At 68.7% G+C, this 23,157-nt stretch carries 22 protein-coding genes; 16 read left to right on the top strand and 6 right to left on the bottom strand.

The window, feature by feature from the left end; genetic code table 11:
- Window positions 1-452 precede the first annotated feature (452 nt).
- From QFZ27_RS09740 to QFZ27_RS09750, 3 genes are read right to left on the bottom strand one after another with little or no spacing between them, the layout of a single operon-like run.
- Window positions 453-1,292, bottom strand: a complete 840-nt coding sequence (locus QFZ27_RS09740) for a MurR/RpiR family transcriptional regulator (RefSeq protein ID WP_429226066.1) — start codon at window positions 1,290-1,292, stop codon at window positions 453-455.
- A gap of 38 nt (window positions 1,293-1,330) precedes the next feature.
- A complete protein-coding gene (locus tag QFZ27_RS09745) occupies window positions 1,331-1,990 on the bottom strand; it encodes a GntR family transcriptional regulator (RefSeq protein ID WP_429226067.1) in 660 nt (219 codons plus the stop codon).
- Window positions 1,974-2,954, bottom strand: a complete 981-nt coding sequence (locus QFZ27_RS09750; RefSeq protein WP_429226068.1) for an AraC family transcriptional regulator — start codon at window positions 2,952-2,954, stop codon at window positions 1,974-1,976. Before QFZ27_RS09750 ends, QFZ27_RS09745 begins: the two co-directional genes overlap by 17 nt.
- Window positions 2,955-3,287: 333 nt before the next feature.
- Here QFZ27_RS09750 and QFZ27_RS09755 point away from each other — a divergent pair, with 333 nt between their 5' ends.
- A complete protein-coding gene (locus QFZ27_RS09755) occupies window positions 3,288-4,991 on the top strand; it encodes a Na/Pi cotransporter family protein (RefSeq protein ID WP_429226069.1) in 1,704 nt (567 codons plus the stop codon).
- A gap of 303 nt (window positions 4,992-5,294) precedes the next feature.
- Here the strand turns inward: QFZ27_RS09755 and QFZ27_RS09760 are convergent, their stop codons facing one another.
- Window positions 5,295-6,590, bottom strand: coding sequence for a tyrosine-type recombinase/integrase (locus QFZ27_RS09760; RefSeq protein ID WP_429226070.1), 1,296 nt, complete (start codon window positions 6,588-6,590; stop codon window positions 5,295-5,297).
- A gap of 488 nt (window positions 6,591-7,078) precedes the next feature.
- Here QFZ27_RS09760 and QFZ27_RS09765 point away from each other — a divergent pair, with 488 nt between their 5' ends.
- The 9 genes from QFZ27_RS09765 (at window position 7,079) to QFZ27_RS09805 (ending at window position 15,764) form a co-directional block, all read left to right on the top strand.
- Window positions 7,079-7,285 carry a hypothetical protein gene (locus QFZ27_RS09765; protein ID WP_429226071.1) on the top strand — a complete coding sequence of 69 codons (207 nt, stop codon included), beginning with the start codon at window positions 7,079-7,081 and terminating at the stop codon, window positions 7,283-7,285.
- Between the two features lie 107 nt (window positions 7,286-7,392).
- On the top strand, window positions 7,393-9,024 hold the full coding sequence (locus QFZ27_RS09770) for a TIGR04028 family ABC transporter substrate-binding protein (protein ID WP_429226072.1): 1,632 nt from the start codon (window positions 7,393-7,395) through the stop codon (window positions 9,022-9,024).
- Between the two features lie 260 nt (window positions 9,025-9,284).
- Complete coding sequence (locus QFZ27_RS09775) at window positions 9,285-10,226, top strand: ABC transporter permease (protein WP_429226073.1); 942 nt, start codon at window positions 9,285-9,287, stop codon at window positions 10,224-10,226.
- Window positions 10,223-11,089 (top strand): ABC transporter permease, encoded by an 867-nt coding sequence (locus tag QFZ27_RS09780; protein ID WP_429226075.1) that lies wholly within the window; start codon window positions 10,223-10,225, stop codon window positions 11,087-11,089. Before QFZ27_RS09775 ends, QFZ27_RS09780 begins: the two co-directional genes overlap by 4 nt.
- Window positions 11,086-12,699, top strand: coding sequence for a dipeptide ABC transporter ATP-binding protein (locus tag QFZ27_RS09785; protein ID WP_429226077.1), 1,614 nt, complete (start codon window positions 11,086-11,088; stop codon window positions 12,697-12,699). Before QFZ27_RS09780 ends, QFZ27_RS09785 begins: the two co-directional genes overlap by 4 nt.
- A gap of 13 nt (window positions 12,700-12,712) precedes the next feature.
- Window positions 12,713-13,753 carry a putative FMN-dependent luciferase-like monooxygenase gene (locus tag QFZ27_RS09790; RefSeq protein ID WP_429226079.1) on the top strand — a complete coding sequence of 347 codons (1,041 nt, stop codon included), beginning with the start codon at window positions 12,713-12,715 and terminating at the stop codon, window positions 13,751-13,753.
- Between the two features lie 32 nt (window positions 13,754-13,785).
- The gene (locus QFZ27_RS09795; RefSeq protein WP_429226081.1) at window positions 13,786-14,379 is read left to right on the top strand and encodes a CMD domain protein; all 594 of its coding nucleotides are present in this window, start codon (window positions 13,786-13,788) and stop codon (window positions 14,377-14,379) included.
- An 8-nt stretch (window positions 14,380-14,387) separates the two neighbouring features.
- Entirely contained in the window at window positions 14,388-14,990 is a 603-nt protein-coding gene (locus tag QFZ27_RS09800) for an alkylhydroperoxidase domain protein (RefSeq protein ID WP_429226083.1), read from the top strand.
- 27 nt (window positions 14,991-15,017) lie between these two features.
- Complete coding sequence (locus tag QFZ27_RS09805) at window positions 15,018-15,764, top strand: VOC family protein (RefSeq protein WP_429226084.1); 747 nt, start codon at window positions 15,018-15,020, stop codon at window positions 15,762-15,764.
- A gap of 18 nt (window positions 15,765-15,782) precedes the next feature.
- On the opposite strand, the gene QFZ27_RS09810 is transcribed toward QFZ27_RS09805, so the two are convergent.
- Window positions 15,783-16,418 (bottom strand): NrsF family protein, encoded by a 636-nt coding sequence (locus QFZ27_RS09810; protein ID WP_429226085.1) that lies wholly within the window; start codon window positions 16,416-16,418, stop codon window positions 15,783-15,785.
- Window positions 16,415-16,972, bottom strand: a complete 558-nt coding sequence (locus QFZ27_RS09815; protein WP_429226086.1) for a sigma-70 family RNA polymerase sigma factor — start codon at window positions 16,970-16,972, stop codon at window positions 16,415-16,417. The genes QFZ27_RS09810 and QFZ27_RS09815 overlap by 4 nt, the downstream gene beginning before the upstream one ends.
- A 380-nt stretch (window positions 16,973-17,352) precedes the next feature.
- On the opposite strand from QFZ27_RS09815, the gene QFZ27_RS09820 reads away from it, so the two are divergent.
- Genes QFZ27_RS09820 through QFZ27_RS09845 form a run of 6 tightly spaced genes read left to right on the top strand, consistent with a single transcriptional unit; the run spans window position 17,353 to window position 23,132 of the window.
- Complete coding sequence (locus QFZ27_RS09820; RefSeq protein ID WP_429226087.1) at window positions 17,353-18,684, top strand: tetratricopeptide repeat protein; 1,332 nt, start codon at window positions 17,353-17,355, stop codon at window positions 18,682-18,684.
- A 20-nt stretch (window positions 18,685-18,704) separates the two neighbouring features.
- Complete coding sequence (locus tag QFZ27_RS09825) at window positions 18,705-19,196, top strand: hypothetical protein (protein WP_429226088.1); 492 nt, start codon at window positions 18,705-18,707, stop codon at window positions 19,194-19,196.
- Between the two features lie 13 nt (window positions 19,197-19,209).
- Window positions 19,210-21,024 carry a thiamine pyrophosphate-binding protein gene (locus QFZ27_RS09830; protein WP_429226089.1) on the top strand — a complete coding sequence of 605 codons (1,815 nt, stop codon included), beginning with the start codon at window positions 19,210-19,212 and terminating at the stop codon, window positions 21,022-21,024.
- Window positions 21,002-22,171 (top strand): OpgC family protein, encoded by a 1,170-nt coding sequence (locus QFZ27_RS09835; RefSeq protein ID WP_429226090.1) that lies wholly within the window; start codon window positions 21,002-21,004, stop codon window positions 22,169-22,171. The genes QFZ27_RS09830 and QFZ27_RS09835 overlap by 23 nt, the downstream gene beginning before the upstream one ends.
- Entirely contained in the window at window positions 22,168-22,995 is an 828-nt protein-coding gene (locus QFZ27_RS09840; RefSeq protein WP_429226091.1) for a CE1 family esterase, read from the top strand. Before QFZ27_RS09835 ends, QFZ27_RS09840 begins: the two co-directional genes overlap by 4 nt.
- Entirely contained in the window at window positions 22,992-23,132 is a 141-nt protein-coding gene (locus QFZ27_RS09845) for a hypothetical protein (protein WP_186002360.1), read from the top strand. Before QFZ27_RS09840 ends, QFZ27_RS09845 begins: the two co-directional genes overlap by 4 nt.
- The last annotated feature ends 25 nt before the right edge of the window (window positions 23,133-23,157 follow it).

Genomic DNA, 23,157 nt, shown 5'->3' on the forward strand with positions numbered 1-23,157 from the left:
AGTTTTGCTCCTGCTCAAGGCGTGAACGATCTACCGGGAGCCCGTACGTCCATTTTGCTCACGCGGCGAGAAGCGGAGGGTTCGATTCTCGCTGAAGACGAAATCCGACAATGTTCGCGCCCGCGAGAAGTCCCGGGCGGCGATACTTAGTCTGTGGACGCGTTCGATCGTACGCGGCGAAGCAACATCACCAACATCTCGTGTTGGCAAGCGGAACGGGAATTCTTCGCCCGGATGGGCGAGTTCGTCGTGAAGCTCGCTGCCGGCTCGGCCGCTTCACCAGGTGCTCGGCCGCTGCGGGAAATGCCGAGTAGTGCGCCGGCTCAACGCACTGCAATGGGTAGAGTGCCGTAATTCAATATCCAAAGTGATTGTAGATCGGCAGCCAATCGTCCATTGAAACTGGAGCTAGCCTGCGGCTTCCGCCTTGGAACGCCGTCCGGCGAAAGCTATCAGCGGGTTTGCCGGAGTTGGCCAATCTCCGAAATGAGAGCATCGATCAGGAGAATCTGTCCGGTCGCGATGGCGAAAGCGCCACCGGTGACCGGCGATTCCTGTGTCACCGCGGAAAGGACGCAATCGGCGGAAGCGGTGAGCGGGGTGCACGAGCGGTTCGTCACGGCAATGGTGAAAGCGCCTGCGGCCTTGGCGCGCTTCATCATGTCGACCGTATCCTGTGATGCTCCGGAGGCGGAGATCGCGACGGCGACGCAGTCGCGGTCGAGCCCGTGGGCGACCTCAAGCATGTAGGTCGGATCGCTCAGCGCCTGCGCGGTGAGGCCGGAGAGAAGAAGATGATAGGCCAGGAGCTCTGCCACCAAGCCCGACACACCTGCGCCGAAGATGTCGATGCGGCGAGCCGCCCCCAGCCTAGCGGCTGCGGCGCGAAGGCACGCGGGTTCGATTAGGGAGCGGGTGTCGCGCAATGCTCGGATGTGGGCCTCGAGCATGCCGTCGAGCAGGGTGTCTCTACCCTCAGCAGCACGATCTGGGCGTGGATGCCGCGCCAAGTCCGCCGCCAGGTGGAGCTTGAGATCTTGGAACCCTGCGAAGCCGAGAGCCCGGCAGAAGCGCATGATGGTCGATTGGCCGCACCGCGTATTCCGGCTCAGCGCCGCCATCGACAGATGAACAGCTGTCTCCGGGTTCTCCAAGAGATACTTGCCGATCCGTTTCAATCCCCGAGGCATCGAGTCCATCGACATCCGAAGGCGCGGCAACACGATCCCGATGGCGCCCGTTGTCCCCTCGCCATCGCGCGGCCGCGACGGAGTTGAGGCGTTCTCACTCATGCGCTTGCCTCTGAGCGGCCGGTGTCCGCCTGTTTGGATCAGTCGAGGCTGCCGGCATGGGCGCGGGCGAGTAGTTCCTTGGTAAGCTCGGGAACTCGGTGAAGATCGCGGTCAAACATCGTCTCCAGTATCAGCCTCGCCGATGGCGTGTCGCCGACCGCGATTGCTTCGGCAATCTGCTGCCGATCAAGCACCATGCCCTGAACGAGCTCCGGGTCCAAGCTGGCGATCAACCGCACGCAGCGGATCCGATCGTTGATGTTGCTGACGATTCGCGCCACCTCGCGGCTGCCGGCGCGTTGCGCGAGCTTCATCGTAAAGTGCTCGGCTACGGCCCAAGGCGGAGCGCTCGGCGACAGGTCGAGTGATTGTCCAATTCCAGTTCGCGCGCCGCGGCCGTTCAATCTCGATGACTGCATTGCCTGAAGAAGGAGGGTGCGGGAGAGCTGGTACAGATCTTCGAACTCATCGGCGTTGGGAATTCGGGCGAAGAATCCCTCGCGGACGGTGCTGGTGACGAGCTTTTCGCAATGAAGTCGGATGAGGGCTTCACGCACCGGCGTGCTGCTCGCCCTGAGCTGTTCGCAAAGCTGCCCAATCTTGAGATGTTCGCCGGGGCGGAAACGGCAATGGACAGCCATCTCCTTTAGCCGGCCGTAGCAGGCGCTCCGGCGTGTTGGGTCATGATCGGCTGTCATCCCGACTCGACCTTTGGCTGCCACTACCTTCTTCCCGCATTTTGTCCCGTAAGGAATTTCCGCCGCGACCTCGGGCGCGGAATTGCACGGGGGTCACGCCCATGTCACGAGCGAAAGCCCGTGTGAAGCGACCCAGGCTGTTGAACCCGACGGCCTGGGCCACGCTCGCGATCGGATCGCCGGTTTCGAGTAGGAGCCTGCTCGCCCGCTCCAGGCGCCGCGATATTACGAAGTTGTATGGGGGCAGACCAGTGGCAGCCTTGAAGGACTTCGCAAAATGGAAGCGGCTCATGCCCACCGCCGCCGCCATTTCGTCGAGTGTGATCTTGCGATCGAGATTCGCCTCGATATAGGTCCGGGCATCGGCGAGCTTGCGAGGCGCGATGCTATATGATCGCGGCGCGCGACGCTGTTTCAGATTGGAGTAGCCGCGCGCGAGGTGGACTGCGAGGTCGAGGGTGAGGCTCTCGACCAGAAGGCTCGTCCCAACGCCAGGCCTGCCCAGCTCGGTAAGGAGTTCGGCTGCTATCCGCTCAATCCGTTGATCGCGGATCAGGAAGTCGGACCTGATCTCCAGGCCTCCGCTGCCGCGATCCATCTCCTCCTCGACGACACGAAGAAGGAGGGCTCGATCGAGATAGATCTGCGATATCTCAAGGTCGCGGTCCAACGTCCACGCCGTTCCGGCGTCCGATGGTAAGAGCGCGATGTGCCCCTTGACGGCCCAGCCGAAGGAGCGTCGACCACGGAGAATTCGCTCGATCCGATGGCCCCGGCTGCGACTGATCGACACCGATGGCACAGGCAGCGGCGGAAGATCTATCCTCTCCTCTCGGATCCGATAGCGGCTGACCGCGACCTGTCGCCAGTTGTCCGGGCTGATCTGCTCGATCTGAGCTCGGGCTCGCCGGTGAACGAGTTCCTGCGCTGCCCGCTCCTCCGGTATCGGCATCGGCTTGCGCATGGGTCCGCGCGCGATTTCCCTGCGAATGAGAGCGACTTCTCATCAGAGGAGAAATTCATCGAAGTGTAAACGGCTGCGCGTCGATTTTCCCAAGATCCGGATGCTTGGCCCAAAATGTGACGCCGACTGAGCCAAAGCCAGAAACGGGTGATTAATTCGGCTTCGGCACTCAGGAGATCGCGGTCGCAGGTCGCGGCGGTCTGGCATGGGCACTCTGGTTCAATATCGCGAATCCGCCATTGGAATGACGTTCGCGAGCGTAGTTCTCGCGCAGCACCTGACTAGGGTCCGGACCCTTCAAGCCGAATCTCTGAACTTGGAACAAACGCGACCATGAGTGGCACGCTCACCGTACTCAATCTGGCTGGCTACGTGGCACTCCTTCTATGGGGTGTGCACATGGCCTCCTCGGGTTTGACGCGCGCCTTCGGTTCCGACTTGCGGCGGGTGCTGGCGCGTAGCCTAAAGCATCGTCTGTGCGCATTCCTTGTCGGAATCGGCATAACGGCAGCACTTCAGAGCAGCACGGCCACGGGGTTGATGGCGACATCGTTCGTTGCATCGGGCATGATCGGCCTCGGCCCGGCGCTCGGGGTGATGCTCGGCGCTAACGTTGGCACGACGTTGATCGTGCAGGTGCTGTCCTTCGACATCTCGCTGATCGCTCCTATTATGGTCTTGTGCGGAGTCGTCGCGTTCCGGCGCGGTGGTCGTACGCGCACTCGGGACCTCGGGCGCGTAGGGGTCGGACTCGGCCTAATCATCTTGGCGCTGCATCTCCTTCTGGCCACAATCGAGCCGTTGGCCGGCAGGCCCGCATCTCGCATTGTGTTCGGGCTGATCGCCGAAGCTCCGGTGTTTGGAATTGTGATTGGGACCGCGCTGGCTTGGGCAGCCCATTCCTCGGTCGCAGTCGTCCTGCTCGTCATGTCCTTGGCCGCCACAGGGGCGGTTGATGCCTTTTCATCTGTAGCGCTGGTGCTTGGCGCAAATCTGGGAAGTGCGATCAACCCAGTGCTGGAAGGCACGAGTGGCAGTAGCCCGGCACACCGTCGGCTGCCGACCGGCAATCTGCTCAATCGCGCCCTCGGCATCGCTATCGTGTTGCCGACGCTCGGCTGGGTAACAGAGGCACTCGTGGCCCTTGATCCCGACCCGGTGCGCCTCGCTGCCAACTTCCACACCGCATTCAACCTCGCGCTCGCACTCCCGTTTCTCGCCGCTCTGCCGGCCGTCGAGCGGTTGCTCGAGCGACTTCTGCCGGACAAGCCGATCGTCCCCATCCAGCCTGGAGCGCCAGTCCATCTCGATAACAGCGCTTTGTCGGACGCACACCTGGCTCTCGCCAACGCCTCGCGCGAGACGCTTCGGATGGCAGATATCGTCGAAACCATGCTTCGCGGCACGGTCGACGCCTTCCAACTGGACGACAGAAAGCTTGTGAGCGAAATCAGTCGCATGGACGATAGCGTCGACGCCCTGCACCGTTCCATCAAGCTCTACCTGATTAGGATCAGTCGTGACGGTTTCGATGACGAGGCGAGTCGCCGATACTCGGACATTTTCAGCTTTGCGATTAATCTCGAGAACATCGGGGACGTCATCGATAAGAACCTGATGGACCTCGCGGCCAAGAAGATCCGTTTGCAACTGAGCTTTTCCGAGGAGGGCACGCAAGATATTCGCCAGATCTGTGAGCGACTCCTGGCGAATCTAAAGCTCGCTGCCGCTGTTTTCGTGACCGGTGACGTCGGCGCGGCAGCGAATCTGGTTGCCGAGAAGGACGGATTTCGGGAGCTAGAGCGGCACGCCACCGAAATGCATCTGGCGCGGTTGCGTGAGCACCGTCTAGAAAGCATCGAGACGAGTTCCCTTCATCTCGACATTTTGCGCGACGCGAGGCGCATCAACTCCTTCATCGTATCAGCCGGATACTCCGTCATTGACGCCGCAGATGGGCGATGCTCGCTCGGCGAGCAAGCACGTCAGGGCGATTTGTCCAACACTCCAGCGAAGTTGCCTTCGGTAACGCGATGATTTGGTTGGCACATGGCTCCGGGGTAGCGGGCCAGACGGGCGTGTCGCCTGCGGCAGTGCCAACCAGATGCTCTTGCCTCATAGTCGGACTGGCTCGCCCAGCTGATGATGTTTGGCTGACTGTCCTCGAAACGATGCCGCATTGTCACCTTTGCGCTGCATATCGCCGAAATTTGTAGCACGAAGTTGACAATTCTTGTGGCCGGATCAGGTGCGTTGGCGGCATTCCGCTTAATTCGCAGACGAAGCGTGACGAGGAGGGCGCGGCGGCATTCCTAACCCTCCTCGTCGCTCCGCATCCTTCTACAGAGGGACCTGCATCAACGTCTTTGCCCGGAGCAATTTGGCTTCCTGTGTCGACATCACCTGCCCACCATCGAGGAGCCGCGCGATCTCCGCGGAAACCTGATCGGCCGCGATCACGAGTGCCGTGTCGAGATGCACATACCGTTGGGTGACGCCGCGCGGCGCATGCCCCAGGAGCCCCGAGATCGTCAGCTCGCTGAAGCCCAATGAGGCGGCGATGCTGGCGAAGGTGTGCCGCAGCGTGTGAGGCGTGACGTCGGTCAGACCAGCCCGGGCGCAGACCCGATCGAGCACCCGCACGAGCCCGACGAAGTGACCATCGCCCCAATCGGCCGGAAACACGAACGACGAGCCGCTGCGGCCGGCCTGTTCGACGAGACAGGCGATCGCCGCGTCACCGGCGGCCCGCAATTGCGGCCCGGACTTTGTGTCGGGGAAGGCGACGCAATTGCCCTCCTGCTCGAGCCACGCCTTGCGCATGCCGAGCACCTCCATCCGCCGGAAGCCGGTCAGAAGAAGGCCCCGAATCGCCGCGAGGCCCGTCGGGTGCTCGCCCTCGCGCTCCATCTGCAGCATCACCTTTCCGAGGTGCCGGACCTCGCCGGCGCTGAGGCGCCGCTTGAGCTTTACCGAAGCGATCACCCGCACGCCGTTGGCCGGGCTCTGTTCGATCAACCCGAGTCGGCGCGCGTGATTGAGCAGACTTCTGAGCGTGCTGATCGCGCGTGCCGCGGCGCCGGCGCCGCCCGATGTCCGTCCCCCGCGTCCGGCCGCGCGCCGGGAGCGGGCGGACTTGCCGGCGGCGATGTCGCCTTGCAGCCGTTCGATCTCGGCGAGTCGGAGATGGCTCACGACCCGCGTCCCGATCAGGGGCTTGATGTGCTGCTCAATGCGACTCCGGTCCCCGGCAATGGAGGACACCTTGATCGGTCGTCTGTTTCGGCCGAGGAGCCGACCGGACTCTGCCTCCGCCAGGTACCAGTCACAGACCTCCGCCACGGTCATTCCCTCGCGGGCGGCCCGGCGCTTGGCGGACGGATCGCCGCCGTCGACCACGCTGGCGAGCTGCTTTTTCGCCAGATCGCGGGCGAGTTCGACGGTGAGCACACCGTACTGGCCGATGACGAATCGGCGCGTGCGCCGCTCCGCATTGCGGTACTGGATCAGAAACGTCTTGGTGCCGGACGGCTTCGCCCGGACACCGAAACCTCTCAGCTCGGTGTCCCAGAGGAAAACGTCCCGCCGAGGGTCATGTTGCAGTGCATCAACAGTTCGCTTGGTCAGTTTCGGCATCACGGCTCACCCTTCGTTCGGATTCCGCGTTTGAAATCAGTCAGATAGATGAGGGGAGGAGGTTGTGCGAAGCCCGATTTGCTTCCCCACGCAGGTGCAGCATGGCCGGGGAAGCAGGGGGGAAGCAGATGAACGGAAATCAGCGGTTTTTCTAGCGTACCCTCGGCGGCCCGCCTGTCAACGTAAGTGACTGACCTGTTGTGGTTTTTCGCGCTTTGGCGTATAAAGACAGGGAGTGGCGAAAACGGCCTGGACCCGTTGCCAAGGTTGGGGTCGAGGGTTCGAATCCCTTCGCCCGCTCCAGTTTCTTCCGGGAAAACCAGAGATATAGCAGGCGCCCTCAGGGGGCGTTTTCTGCTTTTCCGTCCTCGCTTCACGAAGCGGGGAAGCAACCGGAAGCGCGTTGCTGCGCACTCCGATGCCGCTGTGACGTCGTCGTCTTTGAGCCCGACTCGCCATTTCTCCTCCATCAATCCAGTCGAAGAGCCGTGCGTGCGATCCACCCGGATGCCGACGCGGTGCGCCACATCCTGCCGCAGCGCGGCTGGGTGTCGGCGGGGCAGGGCGGCGCGGCACCCGCGCTCCATCCCGTCGCCGCGACCAACGCTTGGGTCTCGCAGGAAAATAGACGAGTAAAATTTGTTATTTTTTATCAAAAATCCACAATGTACGGTGAATTACGTCGGACATCCTGATCGACCGTGCAGAGCCGTTGTGCGGGCGTTCGGCGTGGTCGTGCGGGCGGAAAGTACAGTCTGAAACGGCAAATGGCGGATTTTGCGCGTCGATGGAAGGGATAATCGTGTCGATCAACACTCATTTGGGCCGCCTTCTGGCCCTGGCGGTCGCGGCGCTGGCCGCGAGCCCCTCCTTGGCGGCGGACGAGACCCCGGTCACCGGCGGCACGCTGATCTATCTGGAGCAGCAGGCCCACACCAACCTGTACCCCCCGGCCGGCGGCTTCTATCCGAATGGCGGGATCCTCAACCAGATCACCGACAAGCTGACCTGGCAGGACCCGAAGACGCTCGAGATCAAGCCCTGGATCGCCGAATCCTGGACCGTCAACGCCGACGCCACCGAATACACCTTCAAGCTCCGCAAGGGCGTCACCTTTTCCGACGGCACGCCGCTCGACGCCGCCGCGGTGGCGAAGAACTACGACACCTATGGCCGTGGCAACCCGGCGCTGAAGCTCCCGGTGTCCGAGGTCATCAACAACTACGACCGCAGCGAGGTGGTCGACCCGCAGACGGTGCGCTTCTTCTTCAAGAAGCCGTCGCCCGGCTTCCTGCAGGGCACCTCGGTGATCGGCTCCGGCCTGGTCTCGCCCGCCACCCTGGCGCGGCCGTTCGACGAGCTGGGCGACGCCACCAGGATCATCGGCTCCGGTCCGTTCACAGTGGAGAGCGAGACGCTGGGCAAGGAGCTGGTGCTGAAGGCGCGCGCCGACTACGCCTGGGGCCCGGCGCCGCTGGCGCATCAGGGCCGCGCCTGGCTCGACGGCATTCACTACATCGTGACGCCGGAGGACAGCGTCCGCATCGGCGCCCTGCTGGCCGGCCAGGCCGACTTCATCCGCCAGGTCCAGGCCTATGACGAGCCGCAGGTGAAGGATCAGGGCTACACCGTCTATGCCGGGCCGACCCGCGGCGTGAACAACAGCGTCGTGTTCCGGCCCGACAACCCGCTGGTGGCCGATGTCCGCGTGCGACAGGCGCTGCTGCACGCGACCGATACCGACGAGATCGTCGGCACCCTGTTCTCGGAGAACTATCCGAAGGCGACCTCGGTCATCGCCTCGACCGCGCTGGGCTATGTCGACCTGTCGGCCAGGCTGACCCATGACGAGGCGCTGGCCAAGCGGCTGCTCGACGAGGCCGGCTGGACCCTGGGTTCCGACGGGCTGCGCCACAAGGATGGCAAGACGCTCGAGCTGACGGCATACGAATCTCTGCCGCAGCCGCAGAACAAGGAAACGCTGCAGCTGGTGGCCCAGCAATGGGCCCGGGTCGGCGTCAAGCTGAACGTGCTGGCCGGCGATTCCGGCAGCGCCACGGTCGACAACCTCGATCCGGAAAAGACGCCGGTGTCGCCGGCCATGGTCGGCCGCGCCGACCCCGACGTGATCAAGAGCCAGTTCTACCCGTCGAACCGCGACGTGCTGCGCCAGAAGGGCGGCGCCAGCACCAAGGTGAAGAGCTTCGTCGACGACAAGCTGAACGGCCTGCTGGTGGGGCTGTCGTCGGAGCCGGACGCGGCCAAGCGGCTGCAGATCGTCGCCGAGGTCCAGGCCTATCTCATCGACCAGGCCTATGCGATCCCGATCTTCGAGGAGCCGCAGGCCTATGCCGGTGCGCCCTATGTCCAGGGCATCGCCTTCGAGGCGGTGGGCCGGCCGTATTTCTACAACACCTGGCTGGCCGAGCACTGAGGCGGACGGATGAGCAACTTCGCCGCCCGATTCCTGGGCTGCATTGCATCGATGCATCCCTTCTTGTCCCCCCTCCCCTTGCGGGAGGGGGGCAGGGGGAGGGGGCTGCGCGCGTTCGCGCGCGAATGGCCTTTAGGTGACGCTGCCGCCCGAGCTGACCTGTCGAAATCCAGGTCCGGCTCGGGCCGAGAAAACCCCCTCCCCCTATCCCCCTCCCGCAAGGGGAGGGGGGACTCGGGCGGGATCGCGAGGTCCTTCCCATGACCCGCTATCTCCTCGGCCGGATCGGGCAGGCGGTGGTGGTGCTGTGGGCCACCTTCACGGCGGCCTTCATCCTGCTGCAGGCCCTGCCGGGCGACGCGATCCTGATCAAGTTCCAGAACCCGGAGCTGGGGCTGAGCCCGGACCAGATCGCCGAGATCCGCCAGTCCTACGGCGCCAACAGCCCGCTGTGGTCGCAATATCTGCACACGCTGGGCAACACCCTGACCGGGGATTTCGGCACCTCGGTCCAGGCCGGCGTGCCGGTCGGGCAGGCGCTGCTGGCCAACCTGCCGCCGACCGTCTGGCTGGCCGGCTTCGGCTTCACCCTGGCGGTGCTGCTGGCGGTGGCGATCGCCGCCCTGTCCAGCCTCGCGGCCTTCGCCTGGCTGCGCTCCACGGTGCAGTCGCTGCCGTCGCTGTTCGTCTCGGTGCCGACCTTCTGGCTCGGCATCATGCTGATCCAGGTCTTCTCCTTCCGGCTGAAGCTGATCCCGGTGATCAACCCCGGCCCCTGGGAGGGGCTGGTCCTGCCGGTGCTGACCCTGGCGGTGCCGATCTCGGCGCCGCTGGCGCAGATCCTGGTGCGCAGCATCGACGAGATCTCGACCCATCCCTTCGTCGCCGTGGCCCGGGCCAAGGGCGCCTCGCGCGCCGGGGTGCTGTGGCGGCACGTGGCCCGCAATGCGCTGCTGCCGACCCTCACCATCGCCGGCGTGCTGTTCGGTGAGATCCTGGCCGGCGCCGTGATCACCGAGACCGTGTTCGGGCTGAACGGCCTGGGCACGCTGACCGAGCGGGCGGTGCGCAACCAGGACACGGCCGTGATCCAGGCCGTGGTCGTGCTCTCCGCCGCCGGCTTCGTCCTGGTCAACCTCGTCGTCGACCTGCTGGCCCCGGTGCTGGATCCGCGCCTGAGATCCCGGGGAGCCGCCGCATGACCTTGCTGCAGACCACCGATCGGGCCGTGCCGGCCCGACCGCGCCGCCGTCCCGCCCTCGCCTGGCTCGGCCGGGTGCAGCCCAGCCTCCTCCTGTCCTGGGCGGTGATCGCGATCGTCACGGCCTGGGCCGTGGCCCCCGGCCTGTTCACCGGCTACAGCGCCATCGCCGGCGTGCCGCGGGAGAAGCTGCGGGCGCCCAGCGCCGAGCACATCCTCGGCACCGACGCGCTGGGTCGCGACCTGTTCGCCCGCATCGTCCATGGCGCGGTGAACTCGCTGTCCGGCGCCTTCGTCGCGGTTGCCGTCGGCCTCCTGGTCGGCACCGCCATCGGCTTGGTCGCCGGGTCGACCGGCCGGCGGACCGACGCGGTGCTGATGCGGATCGTCGACGTGCTGCTGTCGGTGCCGTCGCTGCTGCTGTCGCTGGCGATCATCATCCTGCTCGGCTTCGGCACGGTGAATGCCGCGATCGCCGTCGGCGTCACCTCGATCGGCCGCTTCGCCCGGCTGTCCCGCTCCGAGGTGATCCTGGTGCGCCGGTCGGACTATGTCGAAGCCGCCTTCGGCAGCGGCGGCCGCTTCGGCGCCGTGCTGTGGCGGCACATCCTGCCGAACTCCGTGACCACGGTGATCGCCCTGGCCGCCGTGCAGTTCGGCACCGCGATCCTGCAGATCTCGACCCTCGGCTTCCTCGGCTACGGCGCGCCGCCGCCGACGCCGGAATGGGGTCTGCTGATCGCCGAGGGCCGCAACTACATCGCCACATCCTGGTGGCTGACCACCGTGCCCGGCCTGGTCGTGGTGCTGGTGGTGCTGGCCGCCAACCGCATCGGCCGGTCGATCGGGCGGAGGATGATATGACCGTGCCGGTGCTGGAGGTCGAGACCCTCAGCGTCTCGTATAAAGGCGACCGCGACGGCGCGCAGCGCGTGGTCGACGGCGTGTCCTTCCGCATCCAGCCGGGCGAGGTCGTGGCGCTGGTCGGCGAATCCGGCTCCGGCAAGACCACCACGGCCCAGGCGGTGATCGGCCTGCTGGCCGAGAACGGCCGGGTCGATGGCGGCGCCATCCGTCTCGCCGGCACCGACATCTCCGGCTGGTCGCAGAAGCGGCTCGACGCCCTTCGCGGCGCCCGCATCAGCCTGATCCCGCAGGACCCCGGCAGCTCGCTGAACCCGGTCAAGACCATCGGCGCCCAGGTCGAGGAGATCCTGGCCATTCACCGCCGCGGCAACAAGGCGACCAATCGGGCCAAGGTGGTCGAGCTGCTGGCCCGGGTCGGCCTGTCGCGGCCGGAGCTGCGGGCGCAGCAATACCCGCATGAGCTGTCGGGCGGCATGAAGCAGCGCGTGCTGATCGCCATCGCCATCGCGCTGCAGCCGTCGCTGATCATCGCCGACGAGCCGACCAGCGCGCTCGACGTCACGGTGCAGCGCCGGATCCTCGACCTGATCGACGAGCTGCGCCGCGAGTTCGGCACCGCCGTGCTGCTGGTGACCCACGACCTCGGAATCGCCGCCGACCGCGCCGACCGGCTGATCGTGCTGCAGGGCGGCCGGATCCAGGAGCAGGGGCCGGCCGCGGAGATCCTCGCGGCTCCCAAGAGCGCTTATACACGGCAGCTGCTGTCCGACGCGCCGTCGCTGGCGAAGGCGGAGCGCCGCGCCCCGCGGCGGGCGGGGGAGGGCGACGACGCCATCGTGGTCGACGGGCTGGTGCAGGATTTCGACCTGCCCGGCCGGGGCAGCTTCCGCGCGGTCGATGGCCTGTCCTTCGCCGTGCGGCGCGGCACCACCCATGCCCTGGTCGGCGAATCCGGCTCGGGCAAGACCACCACCGTCCGCGCCGTGGTCGGGTTCCAGAAGCCCACCGCCGGCCGCATCCGGATCGGCGGCGCCGACCCGGCGGCGCTGAAGGGCGAGGCGCTGCGCCGGTTCCGCCGCACCATCCAGCTGGTCTACCAGAACCCGTTCGGGTCGCTCGACCCACGGCAGAGCATCTTCGAGATCATCGAGGAGCCGCTCTTGAACTTCGAGCGCCTGCCGAAGCCCGACCGCGCCCGCAAGGTGCGCGACATGCTCGACCGGGTCGGCCTGCCGCAGGCGGTGCTGGACCGGCGGCCCCGTGCCCTGTCGGGCGGCCAGCGCCAGCGCGTCGCCATCGCCCGCGCCCTGGTGCTGGGCCCGCAGGTGCTGGTGCTGGACGAGGCGGTGTCGGCGCTCGACGTCACCGTCCAGGCCCAGATCCTCGGCCTGCTCGACACGCTGCAGCGCGACCTCGGCCTGACCTATCTGTTCGTGTCGCACGATCTCGCCGTGGTCCGGCAGATCGCCGACACCGTCTCGGTGCTGCACAATGGCCGGCAGGTCGATGCCGGACCGGTGGAGGCGGTATTCCGCAACCCGAGCAGCGACTATACGCGCGAGCTGATCGACGCCATCCCCGGGCGCCGGCTCGCCGTCTCCGCATGAAAGGCGTTCTCCCGTGACCATCCAGCGGCTCGGCTTCTTCACCCGGCTTCTCGACCAGGCGAGCGCGCAGGAGCGCTACCGCCTGGCGACGGAGCAGATCGCGACGGCGGAGCGGCACGGCTTCGACAGCGCCTGGGTCGCCCAGCACCATTTCCATGAGCCCGAGGGCGGGCTGCCGGCGCCGCTGGTGTTCCTGGCCCAGGTGGCGGCGCGGACCTCGCGCATCCGCCTGGGCACCGGCATCATCACCCTGCCGTTGGAGCACCCGGTGCGGGTGGCGGAGGATGCGGCGGTGCTGGACCTGCTGTCCGATGGGCGGCTCGAGCTCGGGCTCGGCACCGGCGGCACGCCGTCGGCCTTCGCCGCCTTCGGCCTGGACAGCGCCGAGCGCTCGGCGATCTTCGCCAAACATCTGCAGGTGCTGCTCGACGCCTGGGGCGGCCGGCCGCTCGATGGCGGCGACACAAGGCTGTATCCGGCGGCGCCGCAGCTGCTGGACCGGATCTGGCAGGCCACCTTCTCGGTCGCCGGTGGCGCCCGGGCCGGGGCGGCCGGCGACGGGCTGATGCTGTCGCGCACCCAGCCGCGCCCGGCCGATGCGCCCGACGCCACTTTGGCCGAAATCCAGGACCCGATCGTCGACGCCTATCTCGCGGCGCTGCCGAAGGGGAGAGAGCCGCGCATCCTGGCCTCGCGCAGCGTCTTCGTCGCCGATGATCGGGAGACGGCGCGGCGCTTCGCCGAGCCCGGCCTGCGCCGCCAGGCCGACCGCTTCGCCGCCGCCGGCCGCGGCGCTCCGGCCGACACGCTGGACCAGCTGATCGCCGCCTTCGACGTGCATCTCGGCACGCCGGACGAGGTGATCGCCTCGCTGCGCGCCGACGACACGCTGCGCCGCGCCACCGACCTGGTGGTGCAGGTGCATTCGGTCGACCCGCCGCACCCCTTCATCCTGCGCTCGATCGAGCTGGTGGCGCAGGAGGTGGCGCCCGCCTTCGGCTGGGCCCGCCAGGAACGGGGCGATGACATCCGCCTCGCCGCCGCGTCCTGCTGACGCCGCCGGACCCTTCGGAAAAGGACCAGATCATGAGTGAACCGACGGCCGACATCATCGACCTGCTGGCCGGGGTCGAGCGCGGCTCCGCCCTCGACCGGATCCGGGACCAGCGGCCCGTGGCCCGCGAGAACGCGCAGAAGAGCTGGACGGCGCTGTTCGAGCCCGAGGAGCCGGGGACCGTATCGGCGCTGGAGCGCTACGCCGTCGCCGCCTTCGTCGCGGCGCTGCACCGCGAGCCGGAGACCGCCCGCTTCTATGCCGAGGCCCTGGCCGGGCGCGACGCCGGCCTCGCCGCCGCTGTGGCCGCCGAGGCGGAACGGGCAGGGACGGAAGGCCCCTATGGCCGCTACCCGGAAGGGCCGCTGAGCGCCGAGGACAAGGCCGGCCCGGTCTATCGCGTCTCGGGCGAGAGCCGTCCGGTGCTCGGCCCGCGCCTCGCGGCGGCGCTGGAACACACGCATCTCCTGGTGTTCCGCCCGCGCGATGCCAGCGCCGCGGCGCTGCAGGCGCTTCTCGATGCCGGCTGGTCGACCACCGACATCGTCACCCTGTCGCAGTTGGTCGCCTTCCTGTCCTTCCAGATCCGCGTCGTCGCCGGGCTGCGCGCCCTGGCCGCCGCCTGAGGCCCGCCATGACCGAGACCGTCCTGACCCATCCCGACGACCGCGAGCCGACCGTCTTCACCCAGGATGAGCTGAACTGGCTGCCCTGGCTGGAGCCGTATCCCATCGATCAGCTGACCGAACGGCACCTCGCCGGCCTGGTCGACGCGGCCCGCGCCAAATCCGACTATTTCCGGCTGCTGGTGCGCGACCCGGACGTGCTGCAGGCGCGGACCAGGACCGACAAGGACATCTTCTACAACCCCGAGGGCGGCCTGCCGCGGGCGGAGCGCGAGCTGGCGGCGACCGCGGCCTCGCGCCTCAACGGCTGCATCTACTGCGCCTCGGTCCATTCCCGCTTCGCCACCGTGCACTCCAAGCGTGGCGACGACGTCCAGCGGCTGCTGGACGAAGGCGTCGGTGCCGACCTCGGTGAGCGCTGGAACGCCATCGTCGCCGCGTCGGTGGCGCTGACGGAAACGCCGGGGTCGTTCGGCACGGAGCACGTCCGCCGGCTGCGCGCGGCCGGGCTGGACGATGCGGCGGTCGCCGACGTGATCCAGGGCGCCGCCTTCTTCAACTGGGCCAACCGCCTGATGCTGTCGCTCGGCGAGCCGCAGGCGAAGGCCTGACCGCGCCGCATCGACAAGGAGACGACCATGAGCCTGTCGCTGGATCACGTCGTGATCGCCGTCCGCGACCTGGCGGGGGCGGTCGCCGATTACGAGGCGCTCGGCTTCACCGTGGTGCCGGGCGGGGAGCACACCCACGGCGCCAGCCACAACGCGCTGATCGTCTTCGCCGACGGCGCCTATATCGAGCTGATCGCCTTCCGGCGCCCGAACCCGGAATTCCGCTGGTGGCGGGTGCTCAGCGAGGCCGGCGATGGGCTGGTCGACTTCGCCCTGCTGCCCGGCGACATCGCGGCCGATGTGGCGTCGGCGAAGGCACGCGGCCTCGAGCTCGAGGGGCCGACCGATGGCGGCCGGCTGCGGCCCGACGGGCAGCGGCTGGAATGGCGCACGGCGCGGGCGGCGACCTCGGACCTGCCCTTCCTGTGCGGCGATGTCACGCCGCGGCATCTGCGGGTGCCGGAGGGCGATGTCCGCCGCCATGCCAACGGCGCGCTCGGCGTCGCCGGCATCGAGGTCGCGGTGGAAAACACCGAGGTCAGCGCCTGGCGCTACGCCGCCCTGCTCGGCATCGCGGCCGTGCCCGGCACGCCGGTCGATCTGGGCAACGGCCAATCCGTCAGCCTGCTCGGCCCGGACCGCACCGGGGCGGCGCTGGCGGCGCGCGGGGAAGGGCCGGTGTCACTGACGCTGCGCGTCGCTCCCGGCAGTGCTGTGGGCGATTTCGACCCGGTCCGCACTCAGGGCGTCCGGATCACCCGGGTCGCTGGTTAAGCCGCAACCCGCGCGTCCCTACCAGCGTAGCCAGCGCCGCCCGGCCAGGGTGCCGATCAGCACCACGATGCCGGTCGCCAGCGTGTACCAGGTGGCGACGAAGAACGGGCTGTCGTCCGGGCAATGCGCGGCATAGAAGGTCGCGGCGATGCCGCTGGCCACCAGCCCGGCGACCGCGCCGGCCAGCCCCGGTCGCCGCGGCGCGCCCTGGCGCAGAGCAAGCAGCAGCAGGGCCAGCGGGCCCAGCGCCATTACCGGGATCAGGGTCATGCACCAGGGCGCGTTGGTGCCGATCCACCGCGCGCCCCAGCTCGACATCGGCATCGCCATCATCTCCAGTGCGACCGAGACGACCAGCAGCACCGGCGCGGCCAGCAGCGCCCAGCGCCAGGCGCCCAGCGGCACGCCCGGCCGCGCCAGGTGCAGGATCAGCCCGGTGGCGGTGACGGCGAGCGCCAGGGTGACGACGAATTTGAACAGGTAGCGGACGGTCTCGACCGCCTGCATCACATCCGGCCGCACGCCGATGCCGGCGAAGAAGATCGCCGCGGCCACGACCGCGCCGCCGGCCATGGCAGCCGCCACCGCACGGCCGAGCGGCCAGCGGATGGGCGCGTCCTGCGCCAGGGCGGTGATGAGGTCGTCGGTCTTCACCCGGGTTCACTCCGATACAAGGCGGCCAGCGCCTTCAAGGCACGGTGCAGCGCCACGCGCACGGCGCCTTCGGTCATGCTGAGGCGCGTGGCGGTCTCGCGCACGCTGCTGCCCTCGACCGAGATCGAGCGCACGATGTCGCGCTGCTGGTCCTTCAGCTGCGCCAGCAGGCGCTCGACGTCCCGCTGCTCCAGCCCGTCCGGCGGGGCGTCCGCCTCCAGCGTGTCGATCACATCCTCGATCGGCACGTCGACATGCCGGCCGCGCCGGCGCAGTGCGTCGATCATCTTGTTGCGCACGATCACCGAGATCCACGGGCCGATCGGCCGCGACGGGTCCCAGGACCCGCGCTTCAGATGGATCGCCAGCAGCACCTCCTGCACCACGTCCTCGGCATCGCTGGCCGAGCCGCCGAACAGGGCGCCGCGCCGCCGTGACATGGCGCGGAGATGCGGCGTCACCGCCTGCAGGAACAGGCGATAGGCACCGGCGTCGCCCGAGATCGCGGCCCGCATCCATGTCGCCCACTGCTCCTCCCGCACCGGATCATTCACGCGTCATCACCTCATACGGCTCCGGTTCCGGATTCGTTACAGAGGGCCGAATGGTTCTGCAGGCGGCATCAGAAAAATTTTCCCAGGCGGTGTAATACCAGCCACCCGGCCGCCGAAGAAGTCGTCACAAGCCCGTTGCGGCGTGCCTCTTCTGCGGAACATCCGATGGATCGTCTCCTGCTTCTCTTCCCCCCGAGGGCCGCTGATCCGGCGACGACGCATCCTGCCGGGCCGGCCGGCCCCTCTGCATTGCGGTCGAGGGTCGCAACCCGGGACGGCTGAGCCTCCGCCAGACATTGCACCGACCATCCCTCTGAACCGATGTGCCGCCGCGTCGCCCGATCGACGCCACGGTCGAGCCTTGCCCAAAGGACCCCGACATGCCGTTGGACGCCTTCGATCTTTCGACCAGCTCCGCCAGCGCCGATGCCACCGTCGCCTTCAAGGAGGCGGTGCGCGGCCTCGCGGCCCACCGGCCCTCCACCGGCATCGCCCTCGGCCGGGCGCTGGCCGCCGACCCCGACCACGTCGCGGCCCTGGCGCTGAAGGGCTTCGCCAACCTGATCCTGGCTCGCGAGGAGTTGGCCGCTCCGGCGCGCGAGGCGCTGGTGGCGGCCCGGCGGGCCCTGGCGGCGAAGGAGGACGGCACCGCCGACGAGCGGGCCCTGGTCGAGGCCCTTGCCTATGCTGCCGAAGACCGCTTCACCGAGGCCGCGGACTGCCTGGACCGGCGCTTCGCACATCGGCCGACGACCTTCCTGCCCTTCAAGATCGCGCATGCGCTGCGCTTCATGCTCGGCGACGCCGCCGGCATGCTGGCCGCGTCGCAGCGGATGATGACGGTGTGGTCGCCCGACCGCCCGGCCGCCGGCTTCCTGCTGGGCTGCCACGCCTTCGCCATCGAGGAGCACGGCGCCTATGCCGCCGCCGAGGCCTATGGCCGCCAGGCGGTGGCGATGGAGCCGGACGACGCCTGGGGGCTGCACGCCGTCTCCCACGTCCATGAGATGCGAGGCGAGACCGCCGCGGGCATCGCCTGGCTGGAGGGCAGCCGCGGCAGTTGGTCCCGCTGCAACAATTTCAGCTTCCACATGGCCTGGCACCTGGCGCTGCTGCATCTCGATCGCGGCGAGCATGAGCGCGTGCTGCGCCTGTACGACCAGGAAGTGCGGCCGACGCCGACCGATGATTTCCGCGACATGGCCAACGCCGTGTCGCTGCTGTGGCGGCTGGAGCGGCTGGGCGTCGATGTCGGCGGCCGCTGGACCGAGCTGGCGGAGATCGCCCGCAGGCGCCGGGCCGACACCAGCCTGGTCTTCGCGTCGCTGCACAGCCTGATTGCGCTGGTTGCCCTCGGCGACCGGCCGGCGGCGGCGGAGCTGGTGATGGCGCTGCAGGTCCGCGCCCAAGGCCGCGGCGACCAGGCCCGGGTCGCGGCCGATCTCGGCCTGCCCCTGGCCCGCGCCATTACCGGCATAGGCGGTGAACGCGGCTCGCTCGACCGCCTCGCCGCCGCGCTGCCGCAGATCGGCGGCAGCAACGCCCAGCGCGACCTCTTCGTCCTGGCCCTGGCCGAGACCGCATCGCGGCGCGGCGACGCCCCGGCGCTGCGGGCGATCCGCGGCGCCCGTCACCGGCTGAAGGCCGAGGACCGCCTGATCGCGGCGGTCGACGGCCGCGCTTCATCCCCCCGCCTTTGGGCCCAACGCTGAACACCCCTGGAGATCCCATCATGACCATGACCCAGACATCCGATATGCCGCTGTTTCCCGCGGTCACCGGCCGCCTCGTCCCGACCATCCTGCTCGCCGGCATCGCCGCCGACCTGACCTGGGAGGTCTGGGCCCGCGGCATCACGCCTTTCCTGGTCGGCGGCCCGCTGGAGCCGGCAGCTTTGGTGCAGTCGGTGTTCGGCTTCCAGAGCTGGGCGGCGGGTGAGCTGATCCACGCCATCACCGGCATCGTGTTCTACCCGATCGGTTATCTGTTCATCGCCCGGCCGCTGCAGCGCCGGATCGTGCCGCAGCTGCCGCTGGCTCTGACCCGGCATCGGCTTCGGCATCGGGCTGTGGATCTTCGCCCTCTACGTCATGGCGCATCTGATCGCCGGGCTGCCCGCCTTCCTCGGCTTCATCCCGCTGACCTGGGCCTCGCTGGTGGGCCACATCCTGTTCGGCCTGGTCGTCGCCTTCGTCGTACGCTTCCGCGAGTCCCAACCCGCTGAAAGCGCCCGGTAAATGACCCGCATCGCCGACACGATCGCCGCCACCCTGCATGCCCATGGCATCCGTCACGCCTTCGGCATGCCGGGCGGCGAGGTCGTGACCCTGATCGACGGGCTGGAGGCGGCGGGAATCCGCTTCCATCTGGCCCGGCACGAGACCGCTGCGGCGATCATGGCCGCCGGCGCTTCGGTGACCACCGCGACGCCCGGTCTCCTCGTCGCCACCGTCGGCCCGGGGCTGGCGAATGCGGTCAACGGCATCGCCGACGCGGCGCAGGAGCATGTGCCGCTGGTGGTGATCTCCGGCATCGTCGACCGGCCGACCCGCGCCCGCTACACCCATCAGGTGATCGACCATGCCGCGCTGCTGCGGCCGCTGGTCAAGGCCAGCTTCGAGATCGAGCCGGAGAGCGCCGGCCCGACCGTGGCCCGGGCCCTGGCGACCGCGCTGGCCGAGCCGATGGGGCCGGTGCATCTCGACCTGTCGCCGGCGGTGGCGGCGATGACCGACCCTGCGCCGCAGGTGGTCACACCGCCGGCGGTGCTGCGCCCGGCGATCGGACCGCAGGACCCGGCGATCGCGGCGCTGGCCGACCGGCTGTCCCACGCGCGGCGGCCGCTGATCCTGGCCGGACTCGAGGCGGCGCAGGGCGGCGCCGGCCCGGCGCTGCTGCGCCTGGCCGAGCGGCTCGGCGCGCCGGTGGTCACCACCTACAAGGCCAAGGGGCTGGTGCCGGAGGATCATCCCCTGGCGTTGGGCGGCGCCGGGCTGTCGCCGCTGGCGGATGCGGTGCTGCTGCCGCTGTTCGAGCGGGCCGACCTGCTGCTGTTTGTCGGCTACGACCCGATCGAGATGCGGCTCGGCTGGCTCGATCCGGTCTCGGATCCCGACCGGGTCGTCGAGATCACCGCCGCCCCGGCCGACCACGCCATGCACCATGCCGGCACCCGCCTGCTGGCCGCCCCCGCGGCCGCTGTCGCCGCTCTGATTGAGGCGATCCAGACAGACGCCTCCTGGACTGGCGACGATCGCGAGGAAGGCGACGATGTCTCGCGTGGCCTCTCCCGCCTGGCGGGAGAGGTCGGGCGTCCGCAGGACGACCGGGTGAGGGCTGGCCCAGACCTCGACAAAGAGCCCTCACCCGGAGCCGCTGGCGCGGCTCCGACCTCTCCCGCAAGCGGGAGAGGCAATGTGGAAGCCGGAAAGGCGACGCAGACCTGGACCGGCGGCGAGCCCGCCGCGGCCCGGGCGGCGCTGGTCGAGCGCTTCGCCGCCCCGGCCGACTGGGGCCCGCATGCGATCATCGAGGTGCTGAACCGCTCGGTGGGCGAGGGCGACCTCGTCACTGTCGATGCCGGTGCCCACCGCATCCTGCTGTCGCAGAAATGGCTCGCGCGGCGGCCGCTGTCGCTGCTGCAATCAGCCGGTTTCTGCACCATGGCCGCGGCCCTGCCGCTGGCGATCGGCGCCAAGGTCGCCGACCCGGCGCGCCGAATCGTCGCCGTGATGGGCGATGGCGGGCTGGAGATGGGGATCGGCGAGCTGGCGACGCTGCGCGACCTCGGCCTGCCGGTCACCATCGTGCTGTTCCAAGACCGGAGCCTGGCCCTGATCGCCCTGAAGCAGAGCTCGGCCGGCCTGGCGCCGCATGGCGTCGGCCTCGGCCTGACCGATTTCGCCGCGATCGCCGAAGGCTTCGGCGGCCATGGCCGCACCGTCGCCGGCGCGCCTGAGCTGGCGGCCGAGCTGGCCGCCGCCCGGGACCGCGACCGCTTCACCCTGATCGCCTGCAGGTTCGACGCCGATGCATATCACCAGGCCTTCTGAGCCGCCGGCGCGCGAGGCGCTGTCCAGCGCTGCCGGGCTCAAGTCCCGGCGCGACCCGCGCCTCGATGTCTTCCGCGGCCTCGGGATGCTGATCATCCTGACCGCGCATATCCCGGACAACCAGTGGATCCTGTGGATCCCGGCGCGGTTCGGGTTCTCCGACGCGACCGAGATGTTCGTGTTCCTGTCCGGCATGGCCTCGGCCATCGCCTTCGGCCGGGTGTTCGACCGCGACGGCTTCGCCCGCGGCACCGGCCGCGTCGCCCGCCGGGTCTGGCAGATCTACTGGATCCATGTCGCGGTCTTCGTCGTCATCGCCGCGCTGGTGGCGGCGGCCGGCACCCGGCCGGGCGGCGAGAGCTACATCGTCGAGCTGAACCTGCCGCATTTCTTCGCCGACCCGATCGGCCTGCTGCCGCGGTTCCTGGCCCTGGCCTATGTGCCGAACTACTTCGACATCCTGCCGATGTACCTGGTCATCCTGGCGCTGATGCCGGCGATGATCCTGGCCGAGCGGCTGCACAAGGTTCTGCCCTTCGTGCTGATGGCCGCGATCTGGGGCATGACCCAGGCGCATCTGCTGGACCTGCCGGCGGAGCCCTGGTCCGGCCGCAGCTGGTTTTTCGACCCGTTCGGCTGGCAGCTGCTGTTCTATCTCGGCTTCTTCCTGATGCGCCGTACCCTGCCGGCGCCGGGCTTCAGCTGGACCCTGATCGGCCTGGCCGTGATCTTCGTCGTGGCGACCGTGCCCTTCGCCTGGTACCGCATCATCGAGGCCTCGCCCTTCTTCGGCGGCTGGGCCCGGGCCCTGGCGCCGCTGACCGACAAGACCCATTTCGGCATCCTGCGCCTGGTGCATTTCCTGGCGCTGGCCTATCTCGCGGTGCAGTTGGTCGGTCCCGGCGGCGCGCGGCTGAAGGGAGCGTCGGTCACCGTCATCTCCAAGGTCGGGCAGCAGACGCTGGCGGTGTTCGTCAGCGGCATGGTCACCGCCCAGCTGCTGGGCATGGCGCTCGACCACACCGGCCGCGATCCGCTCACCGTGGCGGCCGCCAATCTGGCCGGTTTCGGCGTGCTGGTCGCGGTCGCCTATGCCGTCGCCTGGTTCAAGGCAGTGCCGGCCCGGCCGGCGGCGGTGCCGGCATGATGCGGCCTGCCCTGATCACCTTGGCCGCGCTGTTGTTGCCAGGCGCGGCGGCAGCAGCCTGCGGCGGCGACGTGCCGTGCCGCGTCGCCGACGGCGAATACCGCATCGCCTTGCCGCCGGGTGGGGCGCCGGCCGGGGTCTATCTGTTCTTCCACGGCTATGAGGGGTCGGCCGCCGACCAGATGCGCGCCGCCGAGCTGATCGCGGTCGCTCGTACCCATGGCCTGGCCTTCGCCGCCCCGGACGGGATCAACCACACCTGGTCCTTCGCAGGCTCGCCCAGCCATGACCGCGACGACACCCGCTTCGCCGGCGAGGTGCTGGACGACCTGCAGCGCCGCTTCGGCTTCGGCCCGGACCGGGTGGTGGTCGGCGGCTTCTCGCAGGGTGCGTCGATGGCCTGGTATGTGGCCTGCCATCTCGGTGACCGGGTGGCAGGCGCCGTCACCTTCTCCGGTGTGTTCTGGGACCCGCTGCCGCTTCCGTCGGACTGCCGGGCCGTGCCGCCGCCGCTGGTGCATTTCCACGGCCGCGCCGACCGCACCTTCCCGCTGGCCGGCCGCGCCATCGGCGACCGCTGGCACCAGGGCGACACCTTCCTCAGCCTGGCGGTGCTGGAGGCGCGGGCCGGCTGCCGGCTCGGTGCCGACACGCCGATGACGATCGCCGGCATCGCCTGCGCCCAGGCGCAGGGCTGCGAGCGCGGCCAGATCACCCTGTGCCTGCACGATGGCGGGCATGAGGTGCGCGCCGGCTGGCTGGACGGCGCCCTGGCCGCGTTGGGCCTGCCCGCAACCCCGATCACCAGCGAGGTTCTGCCATGACCCCGAGCACTCGACCCGAGGACCCGAAGCGGTCCGACGAAGCCGTCGCCCGCGAGCTGGCCCGCAAGGACCGGCGCATCCGCGAGCTGGAGCAGGAACTGGCCCGGCTGCGCGCTGCCGCGCTGCTGGCCCAGTGACCCCGCAATCCCTGAAAGGAGCCCG

The organism is Inquilinus ginsengisoli (genome assembly GCF_050434925.1).
Lineage (GTDB): Bacteria > Pseudomonadota > Alphaproteobacteria > DSM-16000 > Inquilinaceae > Inquilinus > Inquilinus ginsengisoli_B.

Bases quoted from the DNA above. Each gene is read 5' to 3' on its own strand.
- QFZ27_RS09830 (WP_429226089.1), top strand. From the start codon at position 19,210: ATGACCCGCATCGCCGACACGATCGCCGCCACCCTGCATGCCCATGGC.
- QFZ27_RS09820 (WP_429226087.1), top strand. From the start codon at position 17,353: ATGCCGTTGGACGCCTTCGATCTTTCGACCAGCTCCGCCAGCGCCGAT.
- QFZ27_RS09840 (WP_429226091.1), top strand. From the start codon at position 22,168: ATGATGCGGCCTGCCCTGATCACCTTGGCCGCGCTGTTGTTGCCAGGC.
- QFZ27_RS09745 (WP_429226067.1), bottom strand. From the start codon at position 1,990: ATGACAGCCGATCATGACCCAACACGCCGGAGCGCCTGCTACGGCCGG.
- QFZ27_RS09835 (WP_429226090.1), top strand. From the start codon at position 21,002: ATGCATATCACCAGGCCTTCTGAGCCGCCGGCGCGCGAGGCGCTGTCC.
- QFZ27_RS09825 (WP_429226088.1), top strand. From the start codon at position 18,705: ATGACCATGACCCAGACATCCGATATGCCGCTGTTTCCCGCGGTCACC.
- QFZ27_RS09785 (WP_429226077.1), top strand. From the start codon at position 11,086: ATGACCGTGCCGGTGCTGGAGGTCGAGACCCTCAGCGTCTCGTATAAA.
- QFZ27_RS09750 (WP_429226068.1), bottom strand. From the start codon at position 2,954: ATGCGCAAGCCGATGCCGATACCGGAGGAGCGGGCAGCGCAGGAACTC.
- QFZ27_RS09795 (WP_429226081.1), top strand. From the start codon at position 13,786: ATGAGTGAACCGACGGCCGACATCATCGACCTGCTGGCCGGGGTCGAG.
- QFZ27_RS09760 (WP_429226070.1), bottom strand. From the start codon at position 6,590: ATGCCGAAACTGACCAAGCGAACTGTTGATGCACTGCAACATGACCCT.
- QFZ27_RS09800 (WP_429226083.1), top strand. From the start codon at position 14,388: ATGACCGAGACCGTCCTGACCCATCCCGACGACCGCGAGCCGACCGTC.
- QFZ27_RS09755 (WP_429226069.1), top strand. From the start codon at position 3,288: ATGAGTGGCACGCTCACCGTACTCAATCTGGCTGGCTACGTGGCACTC.
- QFZ27_RS09740 (WP_429226066.1), bottom strand. From the start codon at position 1,292: ATGAGTGAGAACGCCTCAACTCCGTCGCGGCCGCGCGATGGCGAGGGG.
- QFZ27_RS09775 (WP_429226073.1), top strand. From the start codon at position 9,285: ATGACCCGCTATCTCCTCGGCCGGATCGGGCAGGCGGTGGTGGTGCTG.
- QFZ27_RS09805 (WP_429226084.1), top strand. From the start codon at position 15,018: ATGAGCCTGTCGCTGGATCACGTCGTGATCGCCGTCCGCGACCTGGCG.
- QFZ27_RS09780 (WP_429226075.1), top strand. From the start codon at position 10,223: ATGACCTTGCTGCAGACCACCGATCGGGCCGTGCCGGCCCGACCGCGC.
- QFZ27_RS09845 (WP_186002360.1), top strand. From the start codon at position 22,992: ATGACCCCGAGCACTCGACCCGAGGACCCGAAGCGGTCCGACGAAGCC.